Source organism: Pseudonocardia sp. Ae717_Ps2 (assembly GCF_001932475.1).
GTDB lineage: Bacteria > Actinomycetota > Actinomycetes > Mycobacteriales > Pseudonocardiaceae > Pseudonocardia.
Map to the genome: position 1 here is coordinate 6,020,153 of NZ_MCIS01000001.1, position 20,792 is coordinate 6,040,944.

A 20,792-nucleotide genomic window follows, 5' to 3' on the forward strand; every position below is an offset into this window, starting at 1 on the left:
TCGGTGGGTCGACGCGGTCGTTGCGGCGCGCGCCGCTACCCTCGATGGGTGACCGCCACCGAGCCCACCCGGGCCGAGCCCCCGGCCACCGGTCCGGCCGACGCCCCGGCCCCGCGCCTCGGCCTCGTCCGCCAGCTGGGCAGCTTCGTCGCGATCGGCGTGCTCTCCGCGATCGTCGACTTCGGCGTCTACCACCTGCTCCTGAACGCGGGCCTGTGGGTGCCGTTCGCCAAGGGCATCAGCTTCATCCTCGGTACGACGACGGCGTACCTGCTCAACAAGCGCTTCACCTTCACCGGCGCGAACACCGGCGGCCGCGCGAGGTTCGCCGGCTTCGTGGCGCTCTACGGCACCACGCTGGCCGTCAACGTCGCGGTGAACTCGTTGGTCCTCCACGTCCTGCCGCCGATGGAGTGGGACGTGACGTTGGCGTGGGTGATCGCCCAGGGCACCGCCACCGCGATCAACTTCGTCATGCTGCGCTGGGTCATCTTCAAGGACTGACCCGCTCTCGCACCCCGGCTGCGGTCACCGCACCCTCCGCGGAGGGTGCGACGACGTCACGCGGGGTGCGGCAACACGGTGAGGAGTCGCCGCAGGCGGGGCACCATGCCGTTCGGGCCCCGGCCGTCGATGTCGTACCAGGTCCAGCGCACCACGGTGAGCCCGATGGCCCGGATCCGGTCCTCCCGTTGCTTCTCCCGCCACAGGACGTCCTCGAGATCCTCGTCGGGGTGCAGCGTGCGCCCGTACTTCATCCGTCCGTCGAACTCCCCGACGACCCCGTGCTCGGGCCATGCGAAGTCGGTCCGGTAGCCGAGCCCCGGGACCTCCCACTGTGTCACCGGTGCGGGTATGCCGGCGGCGTGCAGGTGGAAGCGGCTGCGGGACTCGCCCGGACTCTCCGTCAGCGCGTCGGCGAGGGCCAGGGTGCGTCGCGCACGCGGCATTCCCCGTCGCCCGGCGAACCGGTTGAGGACGTCGTCGAGCTGCGCGCCATCGACGGCACCGGGCGGTGGTGGCAGGGCCGGGTCGCGGCGGACGTGCCGGTGGAGCGCGGCGTCGAGCGTGATCAGCGCCTGCTCGGTGCCCAGCGTGCGGGCGAGGTCGACCGTGGTCCGGGCGGCGGAGGTGACCCGCAACCCGTCCAGCTCCACGACGTCCTGGTCGGGCAGGGGTACGGAGTGCACGTGCGTACCCGGTCGGATACGGCCACCGCCGGGGCGGTCGCGGAAGACGTGCAGTCGACCCAGCGGTACCCGCCACAGCGGCAGGCCGAGCAACACGGCTGCCGTCACACCGCCGTAGACCGCATCGTCGGCCAGCTCCGGGGCGGCGGCCTGCGCCCTGGCCCGGTGGAGCTCGGCACTGGTCGGCTCCGTCTCACCGGGAAGCCTGTAGACACCGGGCCGGATACCGAGCAGCCGACCGCCGCGCACGAGCCGGTCGATCTCGTCCCGCTCGAACCCGGCTGTCAGGAGGGTGTTGCGCCGCAGCAGGCCACCGGGACCGAGCGGCACCGAGTCGAGGGGGTCCATGCCCCCACCCAAGTCGACCCGGCGCGGGACGACGCTCCAACCCACCACCCTGTGGACAACTCTCGTTGTTGTGGACAACTCACATCTGCTGAGCTCTCGCACCCCTGCGGGGGTCGTCGCACCTGCCGTAGAGGGTGCGAGGACCTCACGAGGGGTGCGGGAGGTGATCCGGAGGGGTGTCCGATCAGGGGGCGCGGTGGAACTGTTCCCGGCGACCCTGGCGGAGCAGGGTGAGCCAGTCGCGGAAGGCGCCCGGGTCGCGCTTGGTCACCAGGAAGTACCAGGCGAACCTCGGGAGCTCCAGGAGGCCGATCCTGCGCATCCCCGGCTGGGACATCAGGTAGCCGCGGTTGCGGTAGGTGTAGTAGCGCTTGACCTCGTCGCCCGGGTCCTGGGCGTGCAGCCGCCCGCCGAGCATCGGCTTGAACTCGTCGGAGCCGTAGGGGTGCAGGTAGGTGGCCTGCAACGCGGTGCCGAACGGCAGCCCGGACCGGACCATCCGCCGGTGCATCTCCACCTCGTCGCCGCGGACGAACAGGCGCAGGTCCGGGACCCCGACGACCTCGAGGGTGGAGGCCCGGAACAGGGCGCCGTTGAAGAAGCTGGCGATGCCGGGCAGCAGGTCGTCGGGGCCCAGCGCCGAGCGGGACCGGTGCCAGGTGACGCCGCGGCGCAGCGGGAAGGCGAGGCGGTCCGGGTCGGCCTTGTCGGCGACCACCGGGGACACCGCGGCGAGCTGGTGCCGCTGCGCGACCTCGAGCAGCGTGGCGAGCGTGGACTCGTCGGCGGCGTGGCCGTCGTCGTCGGCCAGGAAGATCCACTCGGCGCCCATCGCGAGGGCGTGCAGCATTCCCAGGGCGAAGCCGCCGGCACCGCCGAGGTTGGACCACGACGGCAGCCAGGTCGTCGGCAGCGGGCACGCCTCGACGGCGTCGCGGGCGGGCCGGTCCGGCCCGTTGTCGACGACGATCAGGTGGGCCAGCGGGTGGGTCTGCTTCGCCATCGCCGCGAGCGAGTCGACGAGCAGCTCGGCGCGGTGCCGCGTCACGATGACGCCGACGACCGAGCCGGGCGGGAGTGGTCCGGTCACGACGGGGTCCGCCCCTTGTAGTGGTCGAGGACCTCGTGCAGCGGGCCGTACTCCTTGATCGTCCCGTGCTCCATCCACAGCGCGGTGTCGCACAGGTCGGCGAGGAACTCGTCGGAGTGCGAGGCGAAGACCAGGATCCCGGAGCGGTCGACGAGCTCGTGCAGCCGGTCGCGGGCCTTGTTCAGGAACTCCGCGTCGACGGCGCCGATGCCCTCGTCGAGCAGCAGGATCTCGGGGTCGATCGAGGTGACGACACCGAGCGCGAGCCGCACCCGCATGCCCGTCGAGTACGCCCGCAGTGGCATCTCCAGGTAGTCGCCGAGCTCGGTGAAGGCGGCGATGTCGTCGATCCGCGCCTCCATCTGCTTGCGCGTCATGCCCAGGAACAGGCCGCGGATCAGGATGTTCTCGTAGCCGGAGATCTCCGGGTCCATCCCGACGGCGAGGTCGAACACGGGCGCGACCTTGCCGCGGACCATCGAGCGGCCACGGGTGGGCTCGTAGATGCCGGCCATCAGTCGCAGCAGCGTGGACTTGCCGGCGCCGTTGTGCCCGACGAGTGCGACGCGCGCGCCCTTGTCCAGGCTGACGGTGATGTCGCGCAGCGCCTCGATGATCGGCACCTTGGCGTCGGTGCCGATCCGGCCGCCCGCCCTGCCGAGGACGGCCTTCTTCAGCGAGCGCGTCTTGGCGTCGAAGATCGGGAAGTCGACGGCGGCGCGGTCGATCCGGATGCGGGGTTCAGTCACAGCGGCTCACACCCAGTACGCGACGCGGGAGCGGTAGTTGCGCAGGCAGATCAGCGCCGCGGCCCAGCCGACCAGCGTGATCACGCCGGTGACCAGCCAGTACCGGCCGACGATCTCCTGGCCGAGCAGCGGCTGACGCACGATCTCGACGAAGTGGAAGACCGGGTTCAGCTCGACCAGCTGCGCGCGCTCGCGGGCCACGTCGTTCTTGCTGAGCGTGTCGACCGACCAGACGATCGGGGTCAGGTAGAAGATCAGCTGGGTCACGCTGGCGATGATCGGCGGGATGTCCCGGAAGCGGGTCGCGAGGATCCCGGACAGGATCGCGACCCACGCGCCGTTGACCGCCAGCAGCGCGAAGGCCGGGACGGCCAGCAGCGTCGACAGCCCCAGCGGATGCGGGAACACGATCATCAGCACGACCCAGACGACCAGGTTGTGCAGGAAGAACAGCGTCTGCCGCCACACGAGCCGGTAGATGTGCAGGCTCAGCGGGGCGGGCAGGAACTTGATCAGGCCCTCGTTGGCGATGAAGACCTCGCTGCCCTCGAGGATGCAGCCGGACACGAAGTTCCAGATCAGCAGCCCGACGGCGACGTGCGGCAGGAACGTCGCCAGCGACATCCCGAACAGCGCCGAGTAGAGGATGCCCAGGCCGAGGGCGATGACGCCCATGCTGATCGAGATCCACAGCGGCCCCAGGACGGAGCGGCGGTAGCGCTGCTTGATGTCCTGCCAGCCGAGGTAGCCCCACAACGGCCGTTGCCGCCAGCCCTGGGCGAGGTCCGCGAACGCCCGGCGCCAGCTGCGCGGGCTCGACACCTCGGACGGGTCGACGACGTCGCCCGGCTCGTTGTCGGTCACGGTCACGGCCACCCGGTGAGGGTACTCAGACGCCGTCCGCGGGCCCGGCAGGGGAGCCCCCCGCCGGGACACCGCGAAACCGCAGGTCGTCGGCGTGGGTCAGAGGTACTGCCCGGTCCCGCGACCCATGCCCTCCGGTACGCCGCCCTGCTCGGGGGCCCCGCCGCCCATCCCCGGCGGCAGCCCGCGGCGCATCTGCTCCAACTGGGCGCGGGCGGCCATCTGCTGGGCGAACAGCGCGGTCTGGATGCCGTGGAACAGGCCCTCCAGCCAGCCGACCAGCTGGGCCTGGGCGATCCGCAGCTCGCCCTCCGACGGGGTCGTGTCCGCCGTGAACGGCAGGCTGAGCCGGTGCAGCTCCTCGCGCAGCTCCGGCGCGAGACCCTCCTCGAGCTCCTTGACGGAGTTCTCGTGGATCTCCTTGAGCCGCTCGCGGGACGCCTCGTCCAGCGGTGCCGCCTTCACCTCCTCCAGCAGCTGCTTGATCATCGTGCCGATCCGCATGACCTTCGCGGGCTGCTCGACCAGGCCGGCCGGACTCTGCGTGGACCCGTCGTCGTCCTGCGGGACCGACGCCATGCCCACCGGCCGCCCGTCGGCGCCGACCACCACGACCCGGTCTCCGGACGTCTCCTGCTCGTCGCTCATGTGCCCCATTCTGGACCCGCCCGCTCAGGAGTTCACGAGGAGGAGCTTGCCGGTGACCCCGCCGGCGGCGAGCCTGCGGTGGGCGTCGGCGGCGTCGGACATCGCGAAGCGCTCGAAGACGACCGGCTTCACCCGGCCGTCGGCGAACAGCGGCCACACGTTCTCCCGGACCCCGTCGACGATCTCGGCCTTCGAGTGCGGCCCCTCGACCGGGCGGCCGCGCAGGCCCATCGCCGAGACGTGGCCGCGCTTGGCCAGCAGGGCGCCGATGTTGAGCTCGGCCTTCACCCCGCCCTGCATCCCGATGATCATCAGGCGCCCGTCGCGGGCCAGCGCCGAGAGGTTGTTCGCCAGGCCCTTGGCACCCATGTTGTCGAGGATGACGTCGGCGCCGTGGCCGTCGGTGGCCTTCTTCAGCTCCTCGGCGATGTCGTCGTGGTAGTCGATGACGATGTCGGCGCCCAGGTCACGGCAGAACTGCATCCGGTCGGCGTGGCCCGCGGTGGCCGCGACGCGTGCGCCGAACGCCTTCGCGACCTGGATCGCGTGCGTGCCGATGCCCGACGAGCCGCCCTGGACCAGGAACGTCTCGCCCTCGGCGAGCCGGCCCTCCAGGAACACGTTCGACCAGACGGTGCAGGCGACCTCGGGCAGGCCGCCCGCCTCCTCCAGCGACACGCCCCCGGGGACGGGCAGCAGCTGCGGGGCCGGGACGGCGACCTTCGTCGCGTAGCCGCCGCCGGCGAGCAGGGCGCAGACCTCGTCGCCGACCGACCAGCCGGTCACGCCCTCGCCGAGCGCGGCGATCCGGCCCGCGCACTCCAGCCCGAGGATCTCCGACGCGCCGGGCGGGACCGGGTAGTTCCCCTGGACCTGCAGGAGGTCGGCCCGGTTGACGGCCGAGGAGACGACGTCGAGCACGACCTCGCCCGGCCCGGGCTCGGGGTCGGGCACCTCGGCCCACGTCATCTGCTCGGGTCCGCCGTACTCGGTCAAGGTGATCGCCCACATGGGAGCCGACCGTATTCCGTGGCGCGCATCCCGGCGATCCGGCACGGTCGACCGATGGACGTGCTCCCCGCGCCGATCGACCCGGTGCCCGACCCGTGGCCGCTGGCCGGGCTGACCCTGCGGACCCCGCGCCTGGAGCTGCGCATCGAGGACGACGCGTCGCTCCGCGAGCTGGTGGAGGCCGTGCACGGCAGCGGGATCCACCCGTCGTCGGAGCTGCCGTTCCGCACGCCGTGGACCCGGGCGGACCCGCGGTACCTCGGGCGTGGCATGGCGCAGTACTACTGGGGGAACCGGGCGAGGGCGTCATCGGAGTGGTGGACGCTGACGTTCGTCGTGCGGGCGCAGGGCCGGGTCGTCGGCATGCAGGACGTGGTGGGGGACCGGTTCGGCGTGCGGCGCGAGGTCTCGACCGGCTCGTACCTGGTGCGCCACGCCCAGGGCCGCGGCCACGGCACCGAGATGCGGGCCGCGGTACTGGCGTTCGCCTTCGACCACCTCGGCGCGCTGGTGGCGCGCTCGGAGTACCTGGCGGGGAACGCGCGGTCCGCGGCGGTGTCGGCCCGGCTCGGCTATCGCGACGACGGCACCGCCACGATCGTCCACGACGACGAGCGCGTCACCGAGTACCGGGTGCGCCTCGACCGGGAGGCGTTCGCGCGGCCCGGGTGGGAGCTCGTCGTCGAGGGCTACACCGCGGACCTGGCGGAGTTCCTCGCCGCGGCGCCGCCGGTCGGCTGACGAGCCGCGGTCAGCTGAAGATCAGCGCGCGGTGCCGGGGCAGTCGCAGCCACACCTGCCCGGCGACGAGCAGCACCGCCAGCACGGCGAACCACTGCACGCCCTGCACCGCGGGCACCACGTCGACCGGCAGCGTGTAGGCGAACGTCACCCGCAGGGCGGCGTCGAGGAACAGGCCCGCCGCCCAGCCCGCCGTCAGCCACCGCCAGATCGAGCGGAACCGGGCGGAGGAGGCCCAGCGACGGTCCCACTCGTCGGGGCTGTGGCCGGACTCGGCGAGGGTGAGCCTGCCGATCACGAACATCACCGGGCGCGACGAGAAGACGCTCGCGAGCAGTACGACGCCCAGCGCCGCGGTGACCACGGCCTCGCGGGCGAGCAGGACGCGGTCGTCGCCGCCGAGCAGCGCGGTCGCCGCGCTCGCCACGCACAGGACGAGCACGAGCACCGCGAACCACTCGACGCGCCGGTGCCGCAGGAGCACCCACAGCGCCCGCGCCGCCGGGACCGCGGCCCCGGCGAGCAGCGCCGGCCCGGCTGCGACGCCGACCGCCCGCAGGACGTAGAACAGCACCAGTGGCGCGGCGATGTCGCCGAGCACGGTGGCCGCGAGCTCCCGGCGCTTCACGACGCCGTCACCAGCGACGACAGCCGCTCGGCGACCCGCTCCGGGAACTCCCCGGGCAGCGCGTGCGTGGCGTCCGGCCACACCTCGACGGTGCCGCGTGGCAGCAGCGCGGCCCGGTCCCGCGCCCGGCCGGCGTCGAGCATTGTGCTGCGCCCGCCGAGCAGCACCAGGGTGCGGACGCCGACCGCGGCCACGTCGCGGGCCGTGGGCAGCGGTGGCAGCGGGATCGCGGAGGCGTAGCCGGACAGGCCCGCCTCGATGAGCCGGGCGACCGGGTCGTCGGCGACGTCGGCGCCGCCTCCCAGGCGGGTGACGAACCGCCGGCGCAGCCACGACGGGGCGCCGGGCTGCGCGCCGATCGAGGCGGCCACCGTGCCGGCCGGGACGCCCGTGAAGGTGCGGGCCGGGTCGAGCAGGCCGAGCGTCCGGATCCCGGCCGGGGCGCGGCGGGCGACCTCGAACGCCAGGCGCCCGCCCATCGAGGTCCCGACGAGGTGGCACGGCCCGAGCGTGTCGAGGACGTCGCGGAGCCAGCGGACCTGGTCGGCGACCGACCGGAGCGGCACGTCCTGGGTGCTCGCGCCGGGACCGCCGAGCGGGTCGAGGAGGTGCACGGTCGCCCGGCGCCGCAGCGTGGGCACGTTCGGCGCCCAGCTCACCCCCGGCGACCCCGCCCCGGGCAGCAGGACGAACGGGTCCCCGGGAGGTCCGTCGCAGGTCAGAACGCGGACGACGCCGTGCGTGGTGGGGATGTCGCGGCTGCTCGTCGGCCCCAGTCCGGCGGCCACGTCGTCGTACAGCGCGCGGAACCGGTCCCGGGCCGCGGTGCTGGTGAAGTGTCCGGTGCGCATCGTCCCCCCCGTTTCACGATACGATCGGACTGTAAAATCGGGCGGAGCTTTTCGCAAGCCGATCGGATCGGAACGAGGTGGAGATGCCGAAGGTGGTCGACCACGGGCAGCGCCGCGGGGAGATCGCGGAGGCGCTCTGGCGGATCGCTGCGGCCGAGGGGCTGGAGGCGGTCAGCCTGGCCCGGGTGGCGCAGGAGGCAGGGGTCTCGAAGGGGCGGGTCCAGCACTACTTCGCCTCGCGTGACGAGCTGCTGGACTTCGCCGCCCAGCACCTGCGGCTGCGGGTCGACGAGCGGGTGCGCGCGCGGATGGCGGCGGCCGCGCCGTCGTCGCCGTTGGGGGAGGTCCGCGCCCTGCTGGTCGCACTGCTTCCGCTCGACGACGACGCCCGCACCGACGCCCGCGTCGGCTCCGCCTTCCTCATCCGTGCACTCGGCGACGACCGGCTGCGCGAGACCTACCGGACGGGCGACCGCCTGATCCGTGCGGCCGTCGCCGACCGGCTCGCCGCGGCCCGCGACGCCGGCGAGCTCGCCGCGCTCGACCCGGACCGGGAGGCGACCGTGCTCCTCGCGCTGGCCGGTGGCCTCGCGGAGTCCGTCCTGCTCGGCGACGCCGACGAGGCCGGCGCGCTCGCCGTGCTGGACCACCAGCTCGGGCGGCTACGGCCCTAGTCGAGGCTGCGTGCGGCGAAGGTGTCGCAGGAGTCGGGGTTGCCGCTCTGCAGGCCGGTGGTGAACCACTTCTCGCGCTGCGCGGAGCTGCCGTGCGAGAACTGCGACTCGTCGACCCGGCCGCCACCGAGGTTGGACTGGATGTAGTCGTCGCCGATCCGGGACGCGGTGTCGAGGGCGGCGTCGATGTCGGACTGGTCCAGCTGGGTGATCAGGGGCTTCCCGGACGGGCCGGGCGTCGTCGTCGCGTGGTTGGCCCAGATGCCCGCGTAGCAGTCGGCCTGCAGCTCCAGGCGCACCGAGCCGGAGGTCGGGCCGGTGTCGTTGCCCGCGCGGCGGTTGGTGCCGGTGAGGTTCTGGATGTGGTGGCCGTACTCGTGGGCGATGACGTACGCCTGCGAGAACGGTCCGCCCTTCGCGCCGAAGCGGGTCTGCAGCTCCTGGAAGAAGGTGAGGTCGATGTAGATCTCGGAGTCGGCGGGGCAGTAGAACGGCCCGCTGTCCGACGTCGCCGACCCGCAGCCGTTGGTGCTGACCCCGCCGGAGAAGAAGTTCGTGCGCGGCGGGGTGAAACCGGAGGAGAACTGGGTGGCCCAGTAGTCGTCGAGGGAGTTGACGACGGCGACGACACGGCAGTCCGTCGAGGTGTTCGCCGACTCGCCGGTGGCGCAGTTCTGCTGCAGCGACGAGTTGTCCGCCGTCTGGCCGGCGCCGACCTGGTCGAGCCCTGGGTAGCCGCCGCCCGCGCCCATCCCGGACATGTCGACGCCCGCGAAGTTCGACAGCAGCAGGTACAGGATGACGCCGACGAGGCCCAGGCCGCCGCCCGCGCCTGCCACCCGGCCGCCGACCCCGCCGCCCCGGCCACCGCCGGAGCCTCGCAGGTCGTCCACGCCGGACGTGTCGAGCTGGGCGTTCTCGTCGAACCGCACGTCGTCCTCCCGAGATGAGACCGGGGGAATCCCACCACACCGCGTCGGACCGCACCGGCGCGGACGTCCCCCGCCACCCGTCAGGGTGTCCCGGGTCCGGCCCGCCACGTCGCGGCCGCGACGCCGTGCGCGGCACGGAAGCGGCGGGCGAAGTAGCCGGGGTCGGGGTAGCCGACCCGGGCACCCACATCGGCGACCGGGAGGTCGGTGGAGGCGAGGAGCCGCCGTGCCTCCCGCATACGGCGCTCGGTGATCCACTGCTGCACGGTCCGCCCGGTCCTGCGCCCGACGACGGTGGTCAGGTGCCCGGGGGTCAGTCCGACGGCGGCGGCGACCTCGCGCAGCGACAGCTGCTGGGCGAACCGCTCCTCGACGACGGCGAACACCGCCGCGAGCAGCGGGTCGCCGGACTCGGCGGGCACGTCGTCGACGAGCCGACCCAGGGCCACCAGCAGCAGGGTGAGGTGCGCGCGAGCAGCCTCGGCGTGACCGTCGCGGCGGCGGGTCAGCTCGTCGTCGAGGTCGGCGAAGCGGGCCCGCCAGGTCGCCCGATCCTCGGGCGGGACCCGGATCCGCTGCCCGCCACCGCGGTGGCGTCCGACGAACGGCGCGAGCAGCGGATGGTCCTGCCAGGACGCGGGCGCGACCGCCTCGGCCGGGAAGATCACCGACCACAGCTCGCCGGGCGGTTCCGCGCTCTCCCGGGCGTGGTCGACCACCGCGCCGGGGGCGATCACGAACGCGTCGCCCTCGCCGAGCTCCCAGGCGCGCCCGTCGACCCGGTACGTGCAGGTGCCGCGGACGACGTGGACGAGCAGCAGGAAGTCGTGCGCGTGCGGCCCCCGTACCCGGGGCAGCGACGCTCCCGGCCCGTCGACGTGCTGGACCGCGATCGGCACCGGGGAGTGTGCGAAGCCGACCAGCGGAACGCCCGAACTTCGTCCCACCACGGCCACAGATAGTGCCTTGTAGGCAGCTCGCAGGCCAGTAAGGGTCGGTGACGTACACGAAGTTCGTCCGAGGGGAACCGATGACCACGCACGCCCACACACCCGCGCTCGTCAGCTCGTGGCTGCTCCCCGGCTACGACACCGCGGCCCGGCTCAGCGGCGCCGTCCCGATGTACTGGCGGCTGCTGGCGCAGGCGGGCATCGGCCCGCGGGACCGCGTGCTGGAGATCGGCTGCGGGACCGGGAACGTCCTGCTGCGCGCCACGGAGGCCGTTCCGACGGCCACGGTGCACGGCGTCGACCCCGACCCGGAGGCGATCGCGATGGCCCGCCGCAAGGCGGCAGACGCCGGTGTCGAGCTGCAGCTGCAGATCGGTGTGGCCGAGGACCTTCCTCTCGACGACGGCAGCGTCGACCGGGTCCTCTCCTCGCTGATGCTGCACCACATCGCCGCCGACGCCCGGGTCGCGGCGCTGCGGGAGGCGCACCGCGTCCTGGCGCCGGGCGGGAGCCTGCACCTGGTCGACCTCGATCACGACCCGCGCACCGCCGGACGGATGCGCGTCGTGAACAGGGTGCTGTCGCTGCTGGCACGCTTCGATCCGGCCCACCGCCGGTCCCCCCACGGCGGGCACGGCCACGGTCACGGCGGGCACGGTCACGGGGCGCAGCCGGTGCCGGAGCTGCTCGCGGCCGCCGGGTTCACCGATGCGGTGGTGGTCGGGCACGGGGCGACCAGGATGGGGCCGGTCACCTACTACCGCGCGGAGCGCTGAGTGGTCCCGTTACCCTCCCGAGCGGAAGCGTGGCAGAGCGGCCGAATGCACCCGCCTTGAAAGCGGGCGTCCGAAAGGACCGGGGGTTCGAATCCCCCCGCTTCCGCCACAGGTCAGAGGCATGATCGACGACCAAGACCGGTTCGCCCGGGCGGCGTCGCTGCCGTCCGCCTCCTGCCTCCCGCCTGCGGACCGCCGCGCGACCTGCCGCGGTACCGAGCCGCGCGGTGAAGTATCGACAACGATGAGCGGATGAGGTACGAGACGTCGGGGAGCTTCTTTCGGGGCTTCACCGACGAGCGGATTGCGGTCGGCGATGTCACCCTGAGAGTGCGCTACGGCGGAGACGGTCCTCCCGTGTTGCTGCTGCACGGCCATCCCCGTACCGCGGCGACCTGGCACCGCGTCGCCCCGCTGCTGGTCGATGCCGGATACACCGTGATCTGCCCTGACCTGCGCGGCTACGGCGCGTCGTCCAAGCCACCCACGACCCATGACCATGCCCCGTACTCCAAGCGAGCAATGGCAGCCGACATGAGCCGGCTGCTCGGCCGGCTCGGCCACGAGGACGCCGCCGTCGTCGGCCACGACCGAGGCTCGTACGTGGCGTTCCGCATGGCGATGGACACCCCACACCTCGTGTCCCGGCTCGCCGTTCTCGACAGCGTTCCGATTGGCGAGGCATTGGCCCGCTGCAACGCGCGATTCGCGGCGGAGTGGTGGCACTGGTTCTTCTTCGCTCAGCCCGAGGTCCCCGAGCGTGTGATCCTCGCTGACCCCGACGCCTGGTACCGCGGCAGCATCGACCAGATGGGCCCGGAGGCCTACGCCGAGTTCCACCGGGCCATCCACGACCCCGCGACGGTCGGCGCCATGGTGGAGGACTACCGGGCCGGGCTCGGTGTCGACCGCGCACACGACGACGCCGATCAGGCAGCGGGACGCCGACTCACCTGTCCCACGCTCGTGTTGTGGTCCAGCCGCGACGACATGGAGAAGCTCTACGGGGATCCCCTCACGGTGTGGCGAACGTGGGCGAACGATCTGTCCGGTGGCGTGATCGATTCTGGACACCACATGGCGGAAGAAGCACCGGGGCAGCTCGCCGAGGCGCTGCGCGGCTTCCTCGGGCCTCTCGTCGACGCGTGACGCGGCGAGACGACAGGCGGTCCTGACCACCACCATGACCGCAACCCACACGTGAGCTCGTCATAGCCGCCTGGCCGAATATATGCGAAACGCATAGAGTGCGGTGCGTGGAGCCAAGCCTCGAAGCAGCCGTGAACGAGTGGCATGCCAGCGTCAACGCCGGCGACCTGCAGCGATCCGCGCGAGCCGTAGGAGATCCGGTCGTCGTCATGGGCCCGAAGGGTGCGGGTCCGATCACGCCTGAGCAGTTCGCCGAGTGGGTGGGGCGGTCAGGGATCACGCTGGTCCCTCGGTCCTGGCACCCGGTCAGCGAGCGGCTGATGGTGGTCGAGGAGGACGCCACCTGGCCCGGCAGCGAGGAGGTCACGCGGGTGGCGACGGTCTTCCGCGTGTCCGACGGAAAGGTCACCGCTGCGCTCAGACTGCCGGATCTCGAGGGTGCGCTGGCGCTGGCCTGCAACGACCGCGAGATGGCAGCGACCGAGTGACGAGCCAGGGGCCGGGGCAGGTCCTGTTCCACTTCGTCCGGCACTGGGCCCGTCGGTCCTCCCCGGCCGACGCAGGTGGGGAGCAGGGACGGTTGGTGCTGGTCTGCGAAGCAGTCCATGCACTCCGTCAGCGAGGTCTTCCCGCAACCGTGAACGACGTCGCACGTGAGATCGGGCTCGACCAAAGTGGTGCATCACGGTTGATCGGGAGCGCGGCGAAGGCCGGGTACCTGACCATGGTCGTCGCGCCGGGCGACGCTCGACGACGCGAAGCATCGGTCACCTCGGCGGGGCGCTCGATGGTGGACGACGCGCATCGTTGGCAGGAGGAGATCTTCGTTCGGCTGACACCCGGATGGAGCGACACGAAGCGCCGCGAGTTCCAGCAGGCCATGGTCGACCTGATGGACAGCTCCTACGCAATGGACGCATGAGCGAGGACAGGTCCCACGGAGAGCGCTGCCAGTCGTGTCGTCCCGCGGGTCAGCGGGGAACGACCGGACGTCCCGTGGCCAGCGCGGCGTAGGCGAGATCCTGGATGGCGAGACCGACCGACTCGAACAGGGTGACGTCGTCGGGGCGACGTCGCCCGTGCGCGCCGGTGAGCACCTCGCCCAGCTCCAGACCCACGTCGTCGAGGGTGACGGCGCCCTCGTCGAGGGCCAGGAGCACCTCGCCGGACTTGCGCAGCTGCACCTCCCGGGAGTCGACCACCACCCGCGCTCGCGCCAAGGCCGCGCCGTCGATCTCGCGGTGGTCGGGGCGCGGCGGCGCTCCCACGGCGTTGACGTGCAGACCGGGACGGAACCAGGCGCCGTGCACGTGTGGCTCCCGTGCGGGGGACAGCGTGCACAACACGTCGACCTCGGAGACGACGCCGTGGACGTCCGGGGACACCGTGACCCCGAGCGGGGGGCTGCCGTCGGCCCGCTCCCGGGCCCGCAGGGTGTGCCGGAACTCCTCGATACGTCGTGCGGTCCTCGACCACACGACGACGTGGTCGATCGGCCGGACCCGGCGGATCGCCGCGACGTGCTCGACCGCCAGGGGCCCGGCGCCGACCAGTCCGAGGACGCTGCTGTCACCACGGGCCAGCGCATCGGTGGCGACAGCGCTGGCCGCCGCCGTCCGCATCCTGGTGCCCGGTCCGCCTGCGAGCACGGCCAGCCGGGTTCCCGTCGTGGCGTCGAGGAGCAGCACCGTGGACTGCTGGAGCGGCCCGTCGGCCTGCGCGTCGGTGAGGACCTTGACGACGGTGAGGCCGAGACGACGCGACGTCGCCACCATCGGCAGGAGCACCGTCGACGGGCCCGTCTCCACGACCGCGGGGACGGGCTGCTCGGCGTCGCCGAGTGTCAGGTCCACGTGCAGGGCCCGGACGGCGTCGATCAGCTCGCCCAGGTCGACCGTGCCCTCCGGGGGCGCTTCCACGGGGATCAGGGTCACCGGAAGGCCTTCATGAACGAGTCGTCGGTCAGCTCGTCGTAGCGCGGTGCCCGGGACACCATCGACGCCTCGGCGATCATCCGCATCCACCGGTCGCTGCCCGCGGGGTCGATCGCGACCGTGGACCACAGCTCGCTCGCGGTCATGGCGGCGACGGCGTCGCGCAGGATCGCGAGGTCGCGGGTGGGCCAGCGGGTGGTGAGGATCGACTCGACGACGTCGGAGGGGGTACTGGGCAGGGCGGTCATCGCGGCGTCGATGCAGGCCGTGAACCGGGTGAGCCGGTCGCGGAGCTCGTCGACGCGGTCGGTGCGGGCGTAGTAGACGCTGTTGGGCATGATCCCGCCGCCCTCGAGGTTGCGGAACACGATGGTTCCGGTGCCTGCCGCCTCGACCTCCAGCGCCGTGACGAGGTCGAGGACGATGGCGTCCCCGAGCCCCGCGTGGAAGAGCTCGACGAACATCGCCGTGGACAGGTCGCGCAGGAAGGTGATCCCGGTCGGGTCCACACCGGACTCGCGGGCCAGCCCGGCGGTGACGGCGTACGGTGCGCTCCCGCCGATACCCGGCGCGAGCACGACCTCGCCGCGCAGGTCGTCGAAGGTGAACGAGCGCGGCGTGCCGCGATGTACGACGGCTTTCGGGGCCTGGTGGTTGAGCTGGCAGACGACGGTCAGGTCGCGGGGGGTGCCCGCGTACATGCCCGGCACCCACAAGCCGCCCAGCGCGATGTCGGCGGCGCCCGACTCGAGGTCGTCCAGCACCCCGGTCCAGGGGTCGCAGGCGACCGCGGTGACCTCCAGCCCCGCATCGGCGAACACGCCGGTGGTGTCGGCGAGGTACTCCGGCAGGTAGTTGAGGCCGTTGGCCGTCGCGGAGATGGTCAGGGTGTCCATCGGGGCTCCTTCTGGTCGTGCGTCGTCGTCAGCGACGGGACGGGGTGCCGGTGTCGGCGGCGGGCGCGACGTTCTCGTTGATCTCCTCCAGCGAGCTGCCCCGGGTCTCGGGTGCGAACCGGGAGGCCGCGACGAGCAGGGCGTACATCACCGCGACCATGCCGAAGACCCCCGCCATGTCGTACCGGGCGAACAGCGCGACGGCGAGGAACGGCATGACCGCGCCCGCGATGTTGCCGATGCCGTTGACGATGGAGGTCCCGCTGCCGCGGATCGCCGTCGGATAGAGCTCGGGCGACCACACGGCGAGCGTGGTGTTGGTGATCATCGTGAAGAACTGGAGCAGCGCCCCCAGGACGAGGATGAGCGGAGTGCTGTCGGCGAACACGGCGAACGCGACGGCGGTGAGGCATCCGAGGACCCCGGCGCCCCCCACGGCGACGCGACGACCGACCCGGCCGGCGAGCAGTGCGGCGGCACACGCCCCGAGCAGCGAGCCGCTGTTCATGATCATGGTGAACAGCAGGCTCTCGGAGATGGAGTAGCCGCGCTGCACGAGCAGGGTCGGCATCAGGAAGTTGAGGGTGACCTGTGCGCCGAAGGCCATCCAGGACGCCGTGCCGATCGCCGCGGTGCGGGCCCGGACGCTGCGGGCGAACACGGCGGCCGGGGACGAACGCAGCTGGCGCACGGGGATGTCATCGGTGGTGAGGGGACCGCTCGGAGTGCTCGCCGGCGGCCGCAACGACGACGAGGTCAGGATCGCCAGCGACCTGTTCGCGTCGTCGACGCGGCCCTTGGAGAGCAGGAACCGCGGGGTCTCCGGCAGCCGGCGGCGGTAGACCACGACCAGCAGCGCGGGGGCGGCGAGCAGGACGAACGTCCAGCGCCAGGCGAGTCCGTCGCCACCGAGGGCGGGCGCCAGCGGGCCGAGGAGCAGGAAGAACAGGCCGTAGGACAGGAAGTTGCCGACACCGCCGGAGCCGACGTTCAGCACCGCGACGAGGGCGCCCCGTCGCCGGGTCGCGACCATCTCCGAGAGCATCGCGATCCCGATGGTGAACTCGCCGCCGAGTCCGATGCCGACGACGAAGCGGCTGGCCAGCAGCATCTCGTAGTTCAGTGCGACGGCACTCACGAGGCCGCCGAGGCTGTAGACCAGCAGGTTGAACGACAGCGACAGCCGACGGCCGTAGCGGTCTGCGAGCCAGCCGCCGAGCAACCGGCCGACCAAGCCCCCCAGCACCGTCGCGGTGTTGACGAGTGTCAGCTGGGCGTCGGAGATCCCGAGTGCGAGCTTGAGGTTGGTCCCCATCGCGCCGACGGAGTTCTGCTCGAGCGTGTCGAAGAACATGCCGGCGAGAATGATCATGAGCACCCAGAACTGGGCGCGGGTGAAGCCCGCCCGGTCGAGCGTCGCGGCCACGGTGCCGGACAAGGACGGTGCAGGGGTCTGGAGAGGGTTCATGGGTCTGAGCTCCGCATGGACAGGTCCTCCCGACTGATCGAGGAGGGCGGGGGCCGAGCGACGAACGACCTCATTGGTATACGAAAAGAGTTTCCAGGACGTGTCCTGCCGTGTCAATGGCGTGACTTTGGGCCCTGCTGAGGGAGCTTGGTATACGAAACGCGCCGAGTGTCAGTCCGCGGGCAGGATCGCGGCGAGGCCGCGCAGTGACGGCGCCCGTCCGTGCTCGATGTGGGCGAAGGCGAGCGCGCCCGCCAATTCGGCGTTGCCGCTGTAGATGGCGTCACAGAGCGCGACGTGCTCGCCGTACTCGACGTGCGGGTCGCGGTCGGCGGTGAGGGCGAACAGCCAGCGGATCCGCCCCAGGAGGGGCGTCATGGTCGCGATGAGCAGCGAGTTGCCGGTCATGGCGATGATCTGGGCGTGGAGGTTCGTGTTGGCCTGCCGGATCGCGTCCTCGTCGCCGGCCCGGGTGGCCCGGGCAGCCTCGGCGAGCACGTCGCGCAGGGCGTCGTCGGCGCGCCCCTCGGCGACCGCCCTGGCGGCCTGGCGGGCGGCGAGGACCTCCAGCGACAGGCGGACGTCGAACAGCTCGGCGACGTCCCGGAGCGTCAGCTGCCGGACCAGTGCCCCGCGGTGGGGCGAGGTCGTCACGTATCCCTCGAGCTCGAGCTGTCGCAGTGCCTCACGGATCGGTACCCGGGACACGTTCAGGTCCTCGGAGAGGCTGCGCTCCCGCAGGCGGCTGCCCGGGGGATGGACGCCGTGGATGATCCCCTCGCGGATGGCGACGTAGGCGGACTGGGCGAGAGATGTCGAGGTGCCCTCGACGTCCGCGACCATGCCTCGCCTCCTGGTGTCCGCGGGGTGTGGCGCCCCCCGATCGCTCCCACACTACGGCGCCGCCGATGACGACCCTGCGCGACGGCGGCCGGTCCTGTGGGGCGGCACGTCGAGCAGCAGCTCCCGCGCACTCGCGGCACGGTCCTCTATGCCGTGCGCCGGGATCCGAACTCGAAGAGACTGCCGTCGTCGAGCCGCATGACCTCGATTTCGTCGAGTCCCCGGGCATTCAGACGTTCGTAGAAGCGGATCGCGCTGACGTTCGTGCGGAGTACCCACCACTCCAGGCGTCCGCAACCACGCTCGGTCGCGAGATCGGCGAGGTGTCCGAGGAGGGCCTCGCCGATCCCCCGGCCGCGGAAAGCCCCATCGACATACAGGTCCTCGAGATGGATACCGGGCCGTCCGAGAATCGTGCTGTACGTCGGATAGAATAACGCGAACCCGACGAGTTGGTCGCCCATTGCTGCCACGACCGACTCCGCAAGAGGAGATGGGCCGAACAGCGCAGCCGCCAGGTCGGCGGGTTTCGCGATCACGTCCCCCGGAAACGACTCCTCGTCGGCCAGCTCGACCACGAATCGATGCAACGTCTCGATGTCGTCGGGTTTCGCAGGCCGTAGGAGCAGGTCGGACGTGGACGGCTTCCCGGCCGGATCCTTCATTCCCGATGATGAGCACGGAACTCGGCACGTGGTCAACCCAGGCTTGCGGTGGCGGACGCGGGGATCCCATTCGAATATCCCGCCGAGAACGTCGTCGCCGAGAACGGACGAGAGATCGCCGGCCACGCTCTCGGATCCCGTCTCCGATACCAGCCCCGCCGCTCCAGTACGAAGGTCAGCAGCGCCGTCCCGTCGTCGAGCAGGGTCACGGTGTGCGAGGCGATCAGCCACTCCTGCCCGAACGAGTCCAGCGGGCTCCCCAGTTCCACCTCGGTGGCCTTCCCGGGGGACAACGCCAGATCGTCCTGGGCGACGCGCATCGTGATCAGCCGACGTTTCACCGGGGCAGCCTAGGAATGTCGACGGGCCGCATTGGCGTGTTTCCGGACGGCGAAGTCGTGCGCCACGTCGAGCAGCTCCCGCACCAGCGGCCAGGTCGTCTCCGGCTCCACCACCGCCACCCAGTGGTGGGCGGCGTAGACCGGGTGCGGGAACAGCACGTCGCGGGACGTCGGGTCGGTGCCCGGGTCGGTCGGGAACAGCTCCCGGTAGCGGGCGGTCGGCAGCCCGATGTTGAGCCGGAACGCGCCGGGCCGGTCGAGGTCGGAGGCGGTGTCGTTCACGTCGGACCGCACGACGGTCGCCCAGCCCTGGCGGGGGCGTTGCTCGTAGTCGTGATCCGGGTCGTGGATCGCGAACGCGTCCCCGTTCCCCTCCACGATCCGGGTGCCGGGGAACCCGGCGAGTACGGCGATGACCTGCTCGGCGTCCATGCCGCCAGGTCAGCACCTTTCCATGATCGTTCGTCCGGCGACAGTGTGTCAGATCACATTTTTTCGGCGACGGTGGCGAGCAGGTCCAGTGACGCCCGCAGCCGGTCCGCGGTGGTGGCGCGGGCGCGCTTCTGGCGGAACGCGTCGTCCGGGTCGAGTTCGGTCCAGTCGTAGGTGCAGGTCACGCGGGTCGTGCCGTCGCCGACGGGCTCCAGCTCCCAGCGCCACAGGTGTCCGGGCGGCGGCTTCCCCGGCTCCGACGGCAGCCACGTGACGAGCCGCCCCTCGACGAACTCCACGATCCGGTTCTCCCGCACCGCGCCCTGGGTGAGCAGCATGGAGAAGACGTCGCCGACGGCGCGGACCCGCTGCCCGTCCGCTGCCTCGGCGAGGTTGTCGTTGCCGTCCCAGGACGGCTGACGGGCGGGGTCGGCGATGAGCTCGAAGATCGTCGCAGGGTCGGCGGCGACGGTCCGGCTGCTGCGCACCACGGTGGGCGGGGTGTCGGTCACGACCGCAGTGGACCATCGCCCGGCCGGGATCGGAAGATGTCGGACCCCGCTGTCACGATCGCGGACATGACCGACCGCGCCCGTCCCCCGATGCAGGCCGACGCCCTCACCACGCTCACGGCCTGGCTCGACTTCTACCGCGCCACCCTGATCGGCAAGGTCGAGGGACTGACCGGCGAGCAGGTGCGGGAGGCGTCGGTGCCGCCGTCGTCGCTCACGCTGCTGGGGCTGGTCCGGCACCTGGCGTCCGTCGAGCGGAACTGGTTCCGCCAGTTCCTGGGCGGTGAGGACGTGCCGTCGTTGTACCCGCGGCAGTCCGGAACGGGCCATGACGGCGGCTTCGAGCTCGGGAGCGCGGACCTCACCGAGGCCCGCGCGGCTTGGGAGGCCGAGGTCGCCCGGGCCCGCCGGGTCGTCGAGGAGGCCGGGCCGGACGGCACCGGGTCCCTCGGTGGGAACGCGGTGTCGGTGGTGTGGATCCTGACCCACGTGATCGCCGAGTACGCGCGCCACGTCGGGCACGCCGACCTGCTGCGGGAACGGATCGACGGCAGCACCGGCGTGTGAGGCCGCGTTCCGCGGAACGCGGGTCGTCGTAGGGCGGGGCCGTCGGACGGTGGAGTTCACCGTCCGACGGTGGCGATCGTCAGCGGAAGCCGCGGAACACCCGGTCGGGCTGCAGCTGCGCGTGGTCGGCGAAGTCGGCGAACTCCATGTTCGCGGTCGACACGTTGTTCTCCACCGACCACAGATCGGCTGCGGCGATCCGGAGCGTTCGGCCGGGATCCTGCCGCAGGTCGGCCGCGACGATCGGGAAGCCGTCGTCGTGCAGGGTCCGCTCGTCGACGACGAACAGCAGCGGATGGTGGGCGGCGAGCCCGTCGTCGAGCGCGAACACGACGACGCGGTCGGCGGTCCAGCCGCCGAAGAGGTCCTCGGTGACGACGTCGAACGCGGCGAGGAAGGTCTCCTCGTCCGGATCCCGGGGCGCGATGATCCCGAGCAGCTCGTTCCAGGGGCCCTCACCCGAGTCGGTGCAGGTCCGCACCAGGGGCGGGAGGAACGTCACGGGGAACTCCACCCCGCCATCCTCCCGTGGT

General features: G+C 72.0%; 27 protein-coding genes and 1 tRNA gene. 9 read left to right on the forward strand and 19 right to left on the reverse strand.

The annotated features are described in order from the left end of the window. The first annotated feature begins 48 nt into the window (after positions 1 to 48). Entirely contained in the window at positions 49 to 504 is a 456-nt protein-coding gene (locus Ae717Ps2_RS27805) for a GtrA family protein (protein ID WP_075309117.1), read from the forward strand. A gap of 56 nt (positions 505 to 560) precedes the next feature. Here the strand turns inward: Ae717Ps2_RS27805 and Ae717Ps2_RS27810 are convergent, their stop codons facing one another. The 6 genes from Ae717Ps2_RS27810 to Ae717Ps2_RS27835 all read right to left on the reverse strand — a co-directional run bounded on the left by Ae717Ps2_RS27810 (position 561) and on the right by Ae717Ps2_RS27835 (position 5,900). Then, a complete protein-coding gene (locus tag Ae717Ps2_RS27810) occupies positions 561 to 1,538 on the reverse strand; it encodes a type IV toxin-antitoxin system AbiEi family antitoxin domain-containing protein (protein ID WP_020627922.1) in 978 nt (325 codons plus the stop codon). 184 nt (positions 1,539 to 1,722) lie between these two features. Beyond that, on the reverse strand, positions 1,723 to 2,628 hold the full coding sequence (locus Ae717Ps2_RS27815; protein ID WP_075309116.1) for a glycosyltransferase family 2 protein: 906 nt from the start codon (positions 2,626 to 2,628) through the stop codon (positions 1,723 to 1,725). Beyond that, complete coding sequence (locus Ae717Ps2_RS27820) at positions 2,625 to 3,377, reverse strand: ABC transporter ATP-binding protein (protein WP_020627924.1); 753 nt, start codon at positions 3,375 to 3,377, stop codon at positions 2,625 to 2,627. The genes Ae717Ps2_RS27815 and Ae717Ps2_RS27820 overlap by 4 nt, the downstream gene beginning before the upstream one ends. A gap of 6 nt (positions 3,378 to 3,383) precedes the next feature. Further along, the gene (locus Ae717Ps2_RS27825; protein WP_020627925.1) at positions 3,384 to 4,253 is read right to left on the reverse strand and encodes an ABC transporter permease; all 870 of its coding nucleotides are present in this window, start codon (positions 4,251 to 4,253) and stop codon (positions 3,384 to 3,386) included. A gap of 87 nt (positions 4,254 to 4,340) precedes the next feature. Beyond that, the gene (locus Ae717Ps2_RS27830) at positions 4,341 to 4,898 is read right to left on the reverse strand and encodes a bacterial proteasome activator family protein (protein WP_051050488.1); all 558 of its coding nucleotides are present in this window, start codon (positions 4,896 to 4,898) and stop codon (positions 4,341 to 4,343) included. A gap of 15 nt (positions 4,899 to 4,913) precedes the next feature. Then, on the reverse strand, positions 4,914 to 5,900 hold the full coding sequence (locus Ae717Ps2_RS27835; protein ID WP_075309115.1) for an NAD(P)H-quinone oxidoreductase: 987 nt from the start codon (positions 5,898 to 5,900) through the stop codon (positions 4,914 to 4,916). Positions 5,901 to 5,954: 54 nt separating this feature from the next. On the opposite strand from Ae717Ps2_RS27835, the gene Ae717Ps2_RS27840 reads away from it, so the two are divergent. Continuing rightward, positions 5,955 to 6,641 (forward strand): GNAT family N-acetyltransferase, encoded by a 687-nt coding sequence (locus Ae717Ps2_RS27840; RefSeq protein ID WP_075334394.1) that lies wholly within the window; start codon positions 5,955 to 5,957, stop codon positions 6,639 to 6,641. A gap of 10 nt (positions 6,642 to 6,651) precedes the next feature. Here the strand turns inward: Ae717Ps2_RS27840 and Ae717Ps2_RS27845 are convergent, their stop codons facing one another. Next, on the reverse strand, positions 6,652 to 7,269 hold the full coding sequence (locus Ae717Ps2_RS27845) for a VC0807 family protein (protein ID WP_075309112.1): 618 nt from the start codon (positions 7,267 to 7,269) through the stop codon (positions 6,652 to 6,654). After that, positions 7,266 to 8,120 (reverse strand): alpha/beta fold hydrolase, encoded by an 855-nt coding sequence (locus Ae717Ps2_RS27850; RefSeq protein ID WP_075334061.1) that lies wholly within the window; start codon positions 8,118 to 8,120, stop codon positions 7,266 to 7,268. The genes Ae717Ps2_RS27845 and Ae717Ps2_RS27850 overlap by 4 nt, the downstream gene beginning before the upstream one ends. Before the next feature lie 83 nt (positions 8,121 to 8,203). Between Ae717Ps2_RS27850 and Ae717Ps2_RS27855 the strand changes: the two genes are divergently transcribed. Continuing rightward, complete coding sequence (locus tag Ae717Ps2_RS27855) at positions 8,204 to 8,794, forward strand: TetR/AcrR family transcriptional regulator (RefSeq protein WP_075312551.1); 591 nt, start codon at positions 8,204 to 8,206, stop codon at positions 8,792 to 8,794. Here the strand turns inward: Ae717Ps2_RS27855 and Ae717Ps2_RS27860 are convergent. Next, complete coding sequence (locus tag Ae717Ps2_RS27860; RefSeq protein WP_020627932.1) at positions 8,791 to 9,726, reverse strand: neutral zinc metallopeptidase; 936 nt, start codon at positions 9,724 to 9,726, stop codon at positions 8,791 to 8,793. The two genes, Ae717Ps2_RS27855 and Ae717Ps2_RS27860, sit on opposite strands and share 4 nt — an antisense overlap. Positions 9,727 to 9,806: 80 nt before the next feature. Further along, positions 9,807 to 10,625, reverse strand: a complete 819-nt coding sequence (locus Ae717Ps2_RS27865) for an AraC family transcriptional regulator (RefSeq protein ID WP_233147699.1) — start codon at positions 10,623 to 10,625, stop codon at positions 9,807 to 9,809. 131 nt (positions 10,626 to 10,756) lie between these two features. Between Ae717Ps2_RS27865 and Ae717Ps2_RS27870 the strand changes: the two genes are divergently transcribed. From Ae717Ps2_RS27870 to Ae717Ps2_RS27890, 5 genes are all read left to right on the forward strand, one after another. Continuing rightward, complete coding sequence (locus Ae717Ps2_RS27870; RefSeq protein WP_075309106.1) at positions 10,757 to 11,452, forward strand: class I SAM-dependent methyltransferase; 696 nt, start codon at positions 10,757 to 10,759, stop codon at positions 11,450 to 11,452. A gap of 23 nt (positions 11,453 to 11,475) precedes the next feature. Further along, positions 11,476 to 11,561 (forward strand) — tRNA-Ser (locus tag Ae717Ps2_RS27875). 143 nt (positions 11,562 to 11,704) lie between these two features. Further along, positions 11,705 to 12,601, forward strand: a complete 897-nt coding sequence (locus Ae717Ps2_RS27880) for an alpha/beta fold hydrolase (protein WP_075309084.1) — start codon at positions 11,705 to 11,707, stop codon at positions 12,599 to 12,601. 107 nt (positions 12,602 to 12,708) lie between these two features. Beyond that, positions 12,709 to 13,089, forward strand: a complete 381-nt coding sequence (locus Ae717Ps2_RS27885) for a hypothetical protein (protein WP_075309082.1) — start codon at positions 12,709 to 12,711, stop codon at positions 13,087 to 13,089. A gap of 95 nt (positions 13,090 to 13,184) precedes the next feature. Continuing rightward, positions 13,185 to 13,523: a MarR family winged helix-turn-helix transcriptional regulator gene (locus Ae717Ps2_RS27890; protein ID WP_255407977.1), complete on the forward strand. Its 339-nt coding sequence runs from the start codon at positions 13,185 to 13,187 to the stop codon at positions 13,521 to 13,523. A gap of 49 nt (positions 13,524 to 13,572) precedes the next feature. On the opposite strand, the gene Ae717Ps2_RS27895 is transcribed toward Ae717Ps2_RS27890, so the two are convergent. The 8 genes from Ae717Ps2_RS27895 to Ae717Ps2_RS27930 form a co-directional block, all read right to left on the reverse strand. Next, positions 13,573 to 14,520, reverse strand: coding sequence for an ornithine cyclodeaminase family protein (locus Ae717Ps2_RS27895; RefSeq protein WP_212567617.1), 948 nt, complete (start codon positions 14,518 to 14,520; stop codon positions 13,573 to 13,575). Between the two features lie 11 nt (positions 14,521 to 14,531). Further along, entirely contained in the window at positions 14,532 to 15,431 is a 900-nt protein-coding gene (locus tag Ae717Ps2_RS27900) for an ABC transporter substrate-binding protein (RefSeq protein ID WP_075334064.1), read from the reverse strand. Between the two features lie 28 nt (positions 15,432 to 15,459). Further along, positions 15,460 to 16,899, reverse strand: a complete 1,440-nt coding sequence (locus tag Ae717Ps2_RS27905; protein WP_198932242.1) for an MFS transporter — start codon at positions 16,897 to 16,899, stop codon at positions 15,460 to 15,462. 171 nt (positions 16,900 to 17,070) lie between these two features. Continuing rightward, on the reverse strand, positions 17,071 to 17,742 hold the full coding sequence (locus Ae717Ps2_RS27910; protein ID WP_020627941.1) for a GntR family transcriptional regulator: 672 nt from the start codon (positions 17,740 to 17,742) through the stop codon (positions 17,071 to 17,073). A 146-nt stretch (positions 17,743 to 17,888) separates the two neighbouring features. Beyond that, complete coding sequence (locus Ae717Ps2_RS27915; RefSeq protein WP_075334065.1) at positions 17,889 to 18,407, reverse strand: GNAT family N-acetyltransferase; 519 nt, start codon at positions 18,405 to 18,407, stop codon at positions 17,889 to 17,891. A 32-nt stretch (positions 18,408 to 18,439) separates the two neighbouring features. Further along, positions 18,440 to 18,748: a hypothetical protein gene (locus Ae717Ps2_RS27920; protein ID WP_075309077.1), complete on the reverse strand. Its 309-nt coding sequence runs from the start codon at positions 18,746 to 18,748 to the stop codon at positions 18,440 to 18,442. Between the two features lie 9 nt (positions 18,749 to 18,757). After that, positions 18,758 to 19,180 carry a DUF6194 family protein gene (locus Ae717Ps2_RS27925; RefSeq protein WP_020627944.1) on the reverse strand — a complete coding sequence of 141 codons (423 nt, stop codon included), beginning with the start codon at positions 19,178 to 19,180 and terminating at the stop codon, positions 18,758 to 18,760. Between the two features lie 53 nt (positions 19,181 to 19,233). Next, a complete protein-coding gene (locus Ae717Ps2_RS27930; protein ID WP_075309076.1) occupies positions 19,234 to 19,692 on the reverse strand; it encodes an SRPBCC family protein in 459 nt (152 codons plus the stop codon). A gap of 36 nt (positions 19,693 to 19,728) precedes the next feature. Between Ae717Ps2_RS27930 and Ae717Ps2_RS27935 the strand changes: the two genes are divergently transcribed. Then, positions 19,729 to 20,259, forward strand: a complete 531-nt coding sequence (locus Ae717Ps2_RS27935; protein ID WP_233147701.1) for a DinB family protein — start codon at positions 19,729 to 19,731, stop codon at positions 20,257 to 20,259. Between the two features lie 79 nt (positions 20,260 to 20,338). Here the strand turns inward: Ae717Ps2_RS27935 and Ae717Ps2_RS27940 are convergent, their stop codons facing one another. After that, a complete protein-coding gene (locus Ae717Ps2_RS27940) occupies positions 20,339 to 20,773 on the reverse strand; it encodes a hypothetical protein (protein WP_075309075.1) in 435 nt (144 codons plus the stop codon). Positions 20,774 to 20,792 lie beyond the last annotated feature (19 nt).

Coding starts and splice junctions, on each gene's coding strand:
- Ae717Ps2_RS27880 (WP_075309084.1), top strand. CDS start 11,705: ATGAGGTACGAGACGTCGGGGAGCTTCTTTCGGGGCTTCACCGACGAG.
- Ae717Ps2_RS27850 (WP_075334061.1), bottom strand. CDS start 8,120: ATGCGCACCGGACACTTCACCAGCACCGCGGCCCGGGACCGGTTCCGC.
- Ae717Ps2_RS27830 (WP_051050488.1), bottom strand. CDS start 4,898: ATGGGGCACATGAGCGACGAGCAGGAGACGTCCGGAGACCGGGTCGTG.
- Ae717Ps2_RS27905 (WP_198932242.1), bottom strand. CDS start 16,899: ATGAACCCTCTCCAGACCCCTGCACCGTCCTTGTCCGGCACCGTGGCC.
- Ae717Ps2_RS27925 (WP_020627944.1), bottom strand. CDS start 19,180: ATGGACGCCGAGCAGGTCATCGCCGTACTCGCCGGGTTCCCCGGCACC.
- Ae717Ps2_RS27840 (WP_075334394.1), top strand. CDS start 5,955: ATGGACGTGCTCCCCGCGCCGATCGACCCGGTGCCCGACCCGTGGCCG.
- Ae717Ps2_RS27910 (WP_020627941.1), bottom strand. CDS start 17,742: ATGGTCGCGGACGTCGAGGGCACCTCGACATCTCTCGCCCAGTCCGCC.
- Ae717Ps2_RS27915 (WP_075334065.1), bottom strand. CDS start 18,407: ATGAAGGATCCGGCCGGGAAGCCGTCCACGTCCGACCTGCTCCTACGG.
- Ae717Ps2_RS27810 (WP_020627922.1), bottom strand. CDS start 1,538: ATGGACCCCCTCGACTCGGTGCCGCTCGGTCCCGGTGGCCTGCTGCGG.
- Ae717Ps2_RS27900 (WP_075334064.1), bottom strand. CDS start 15,431: ATGGACACCCTGACCATCTCCGCGACGGCCAACGGCCTCAACTACCTG.
- Ae717Ps2_RS27870 (WP_075309106.1), top strand. CDS start 10,757: ATGACCACGCACGCCCACACACCCGCGCTCGTCAGCTCGTGGCTGCTC.
- Ae717Ps2_RS27935 (WP_233147701.1), top strand. CDS start 19,729: ATGTCGGACCCCGCTGTCACGATCGCGGACATGACCGACCGCGCCCGT.
- Ae717Ps2_RS27855 (WP_075312551.1), top strand. CDS start 8,204: ATGCCGAAGGTGGTCGACCACGGGCAGCGCCGCGGGGAGATCGCGGAG.
- Ae717Ps2_RS27835 (WP_075309115.1), bottom strand. CDS start 5,900: ATGTGGGCGATCACCTTGACCGAGTACGGCGGACCCGAGCAGATGACG.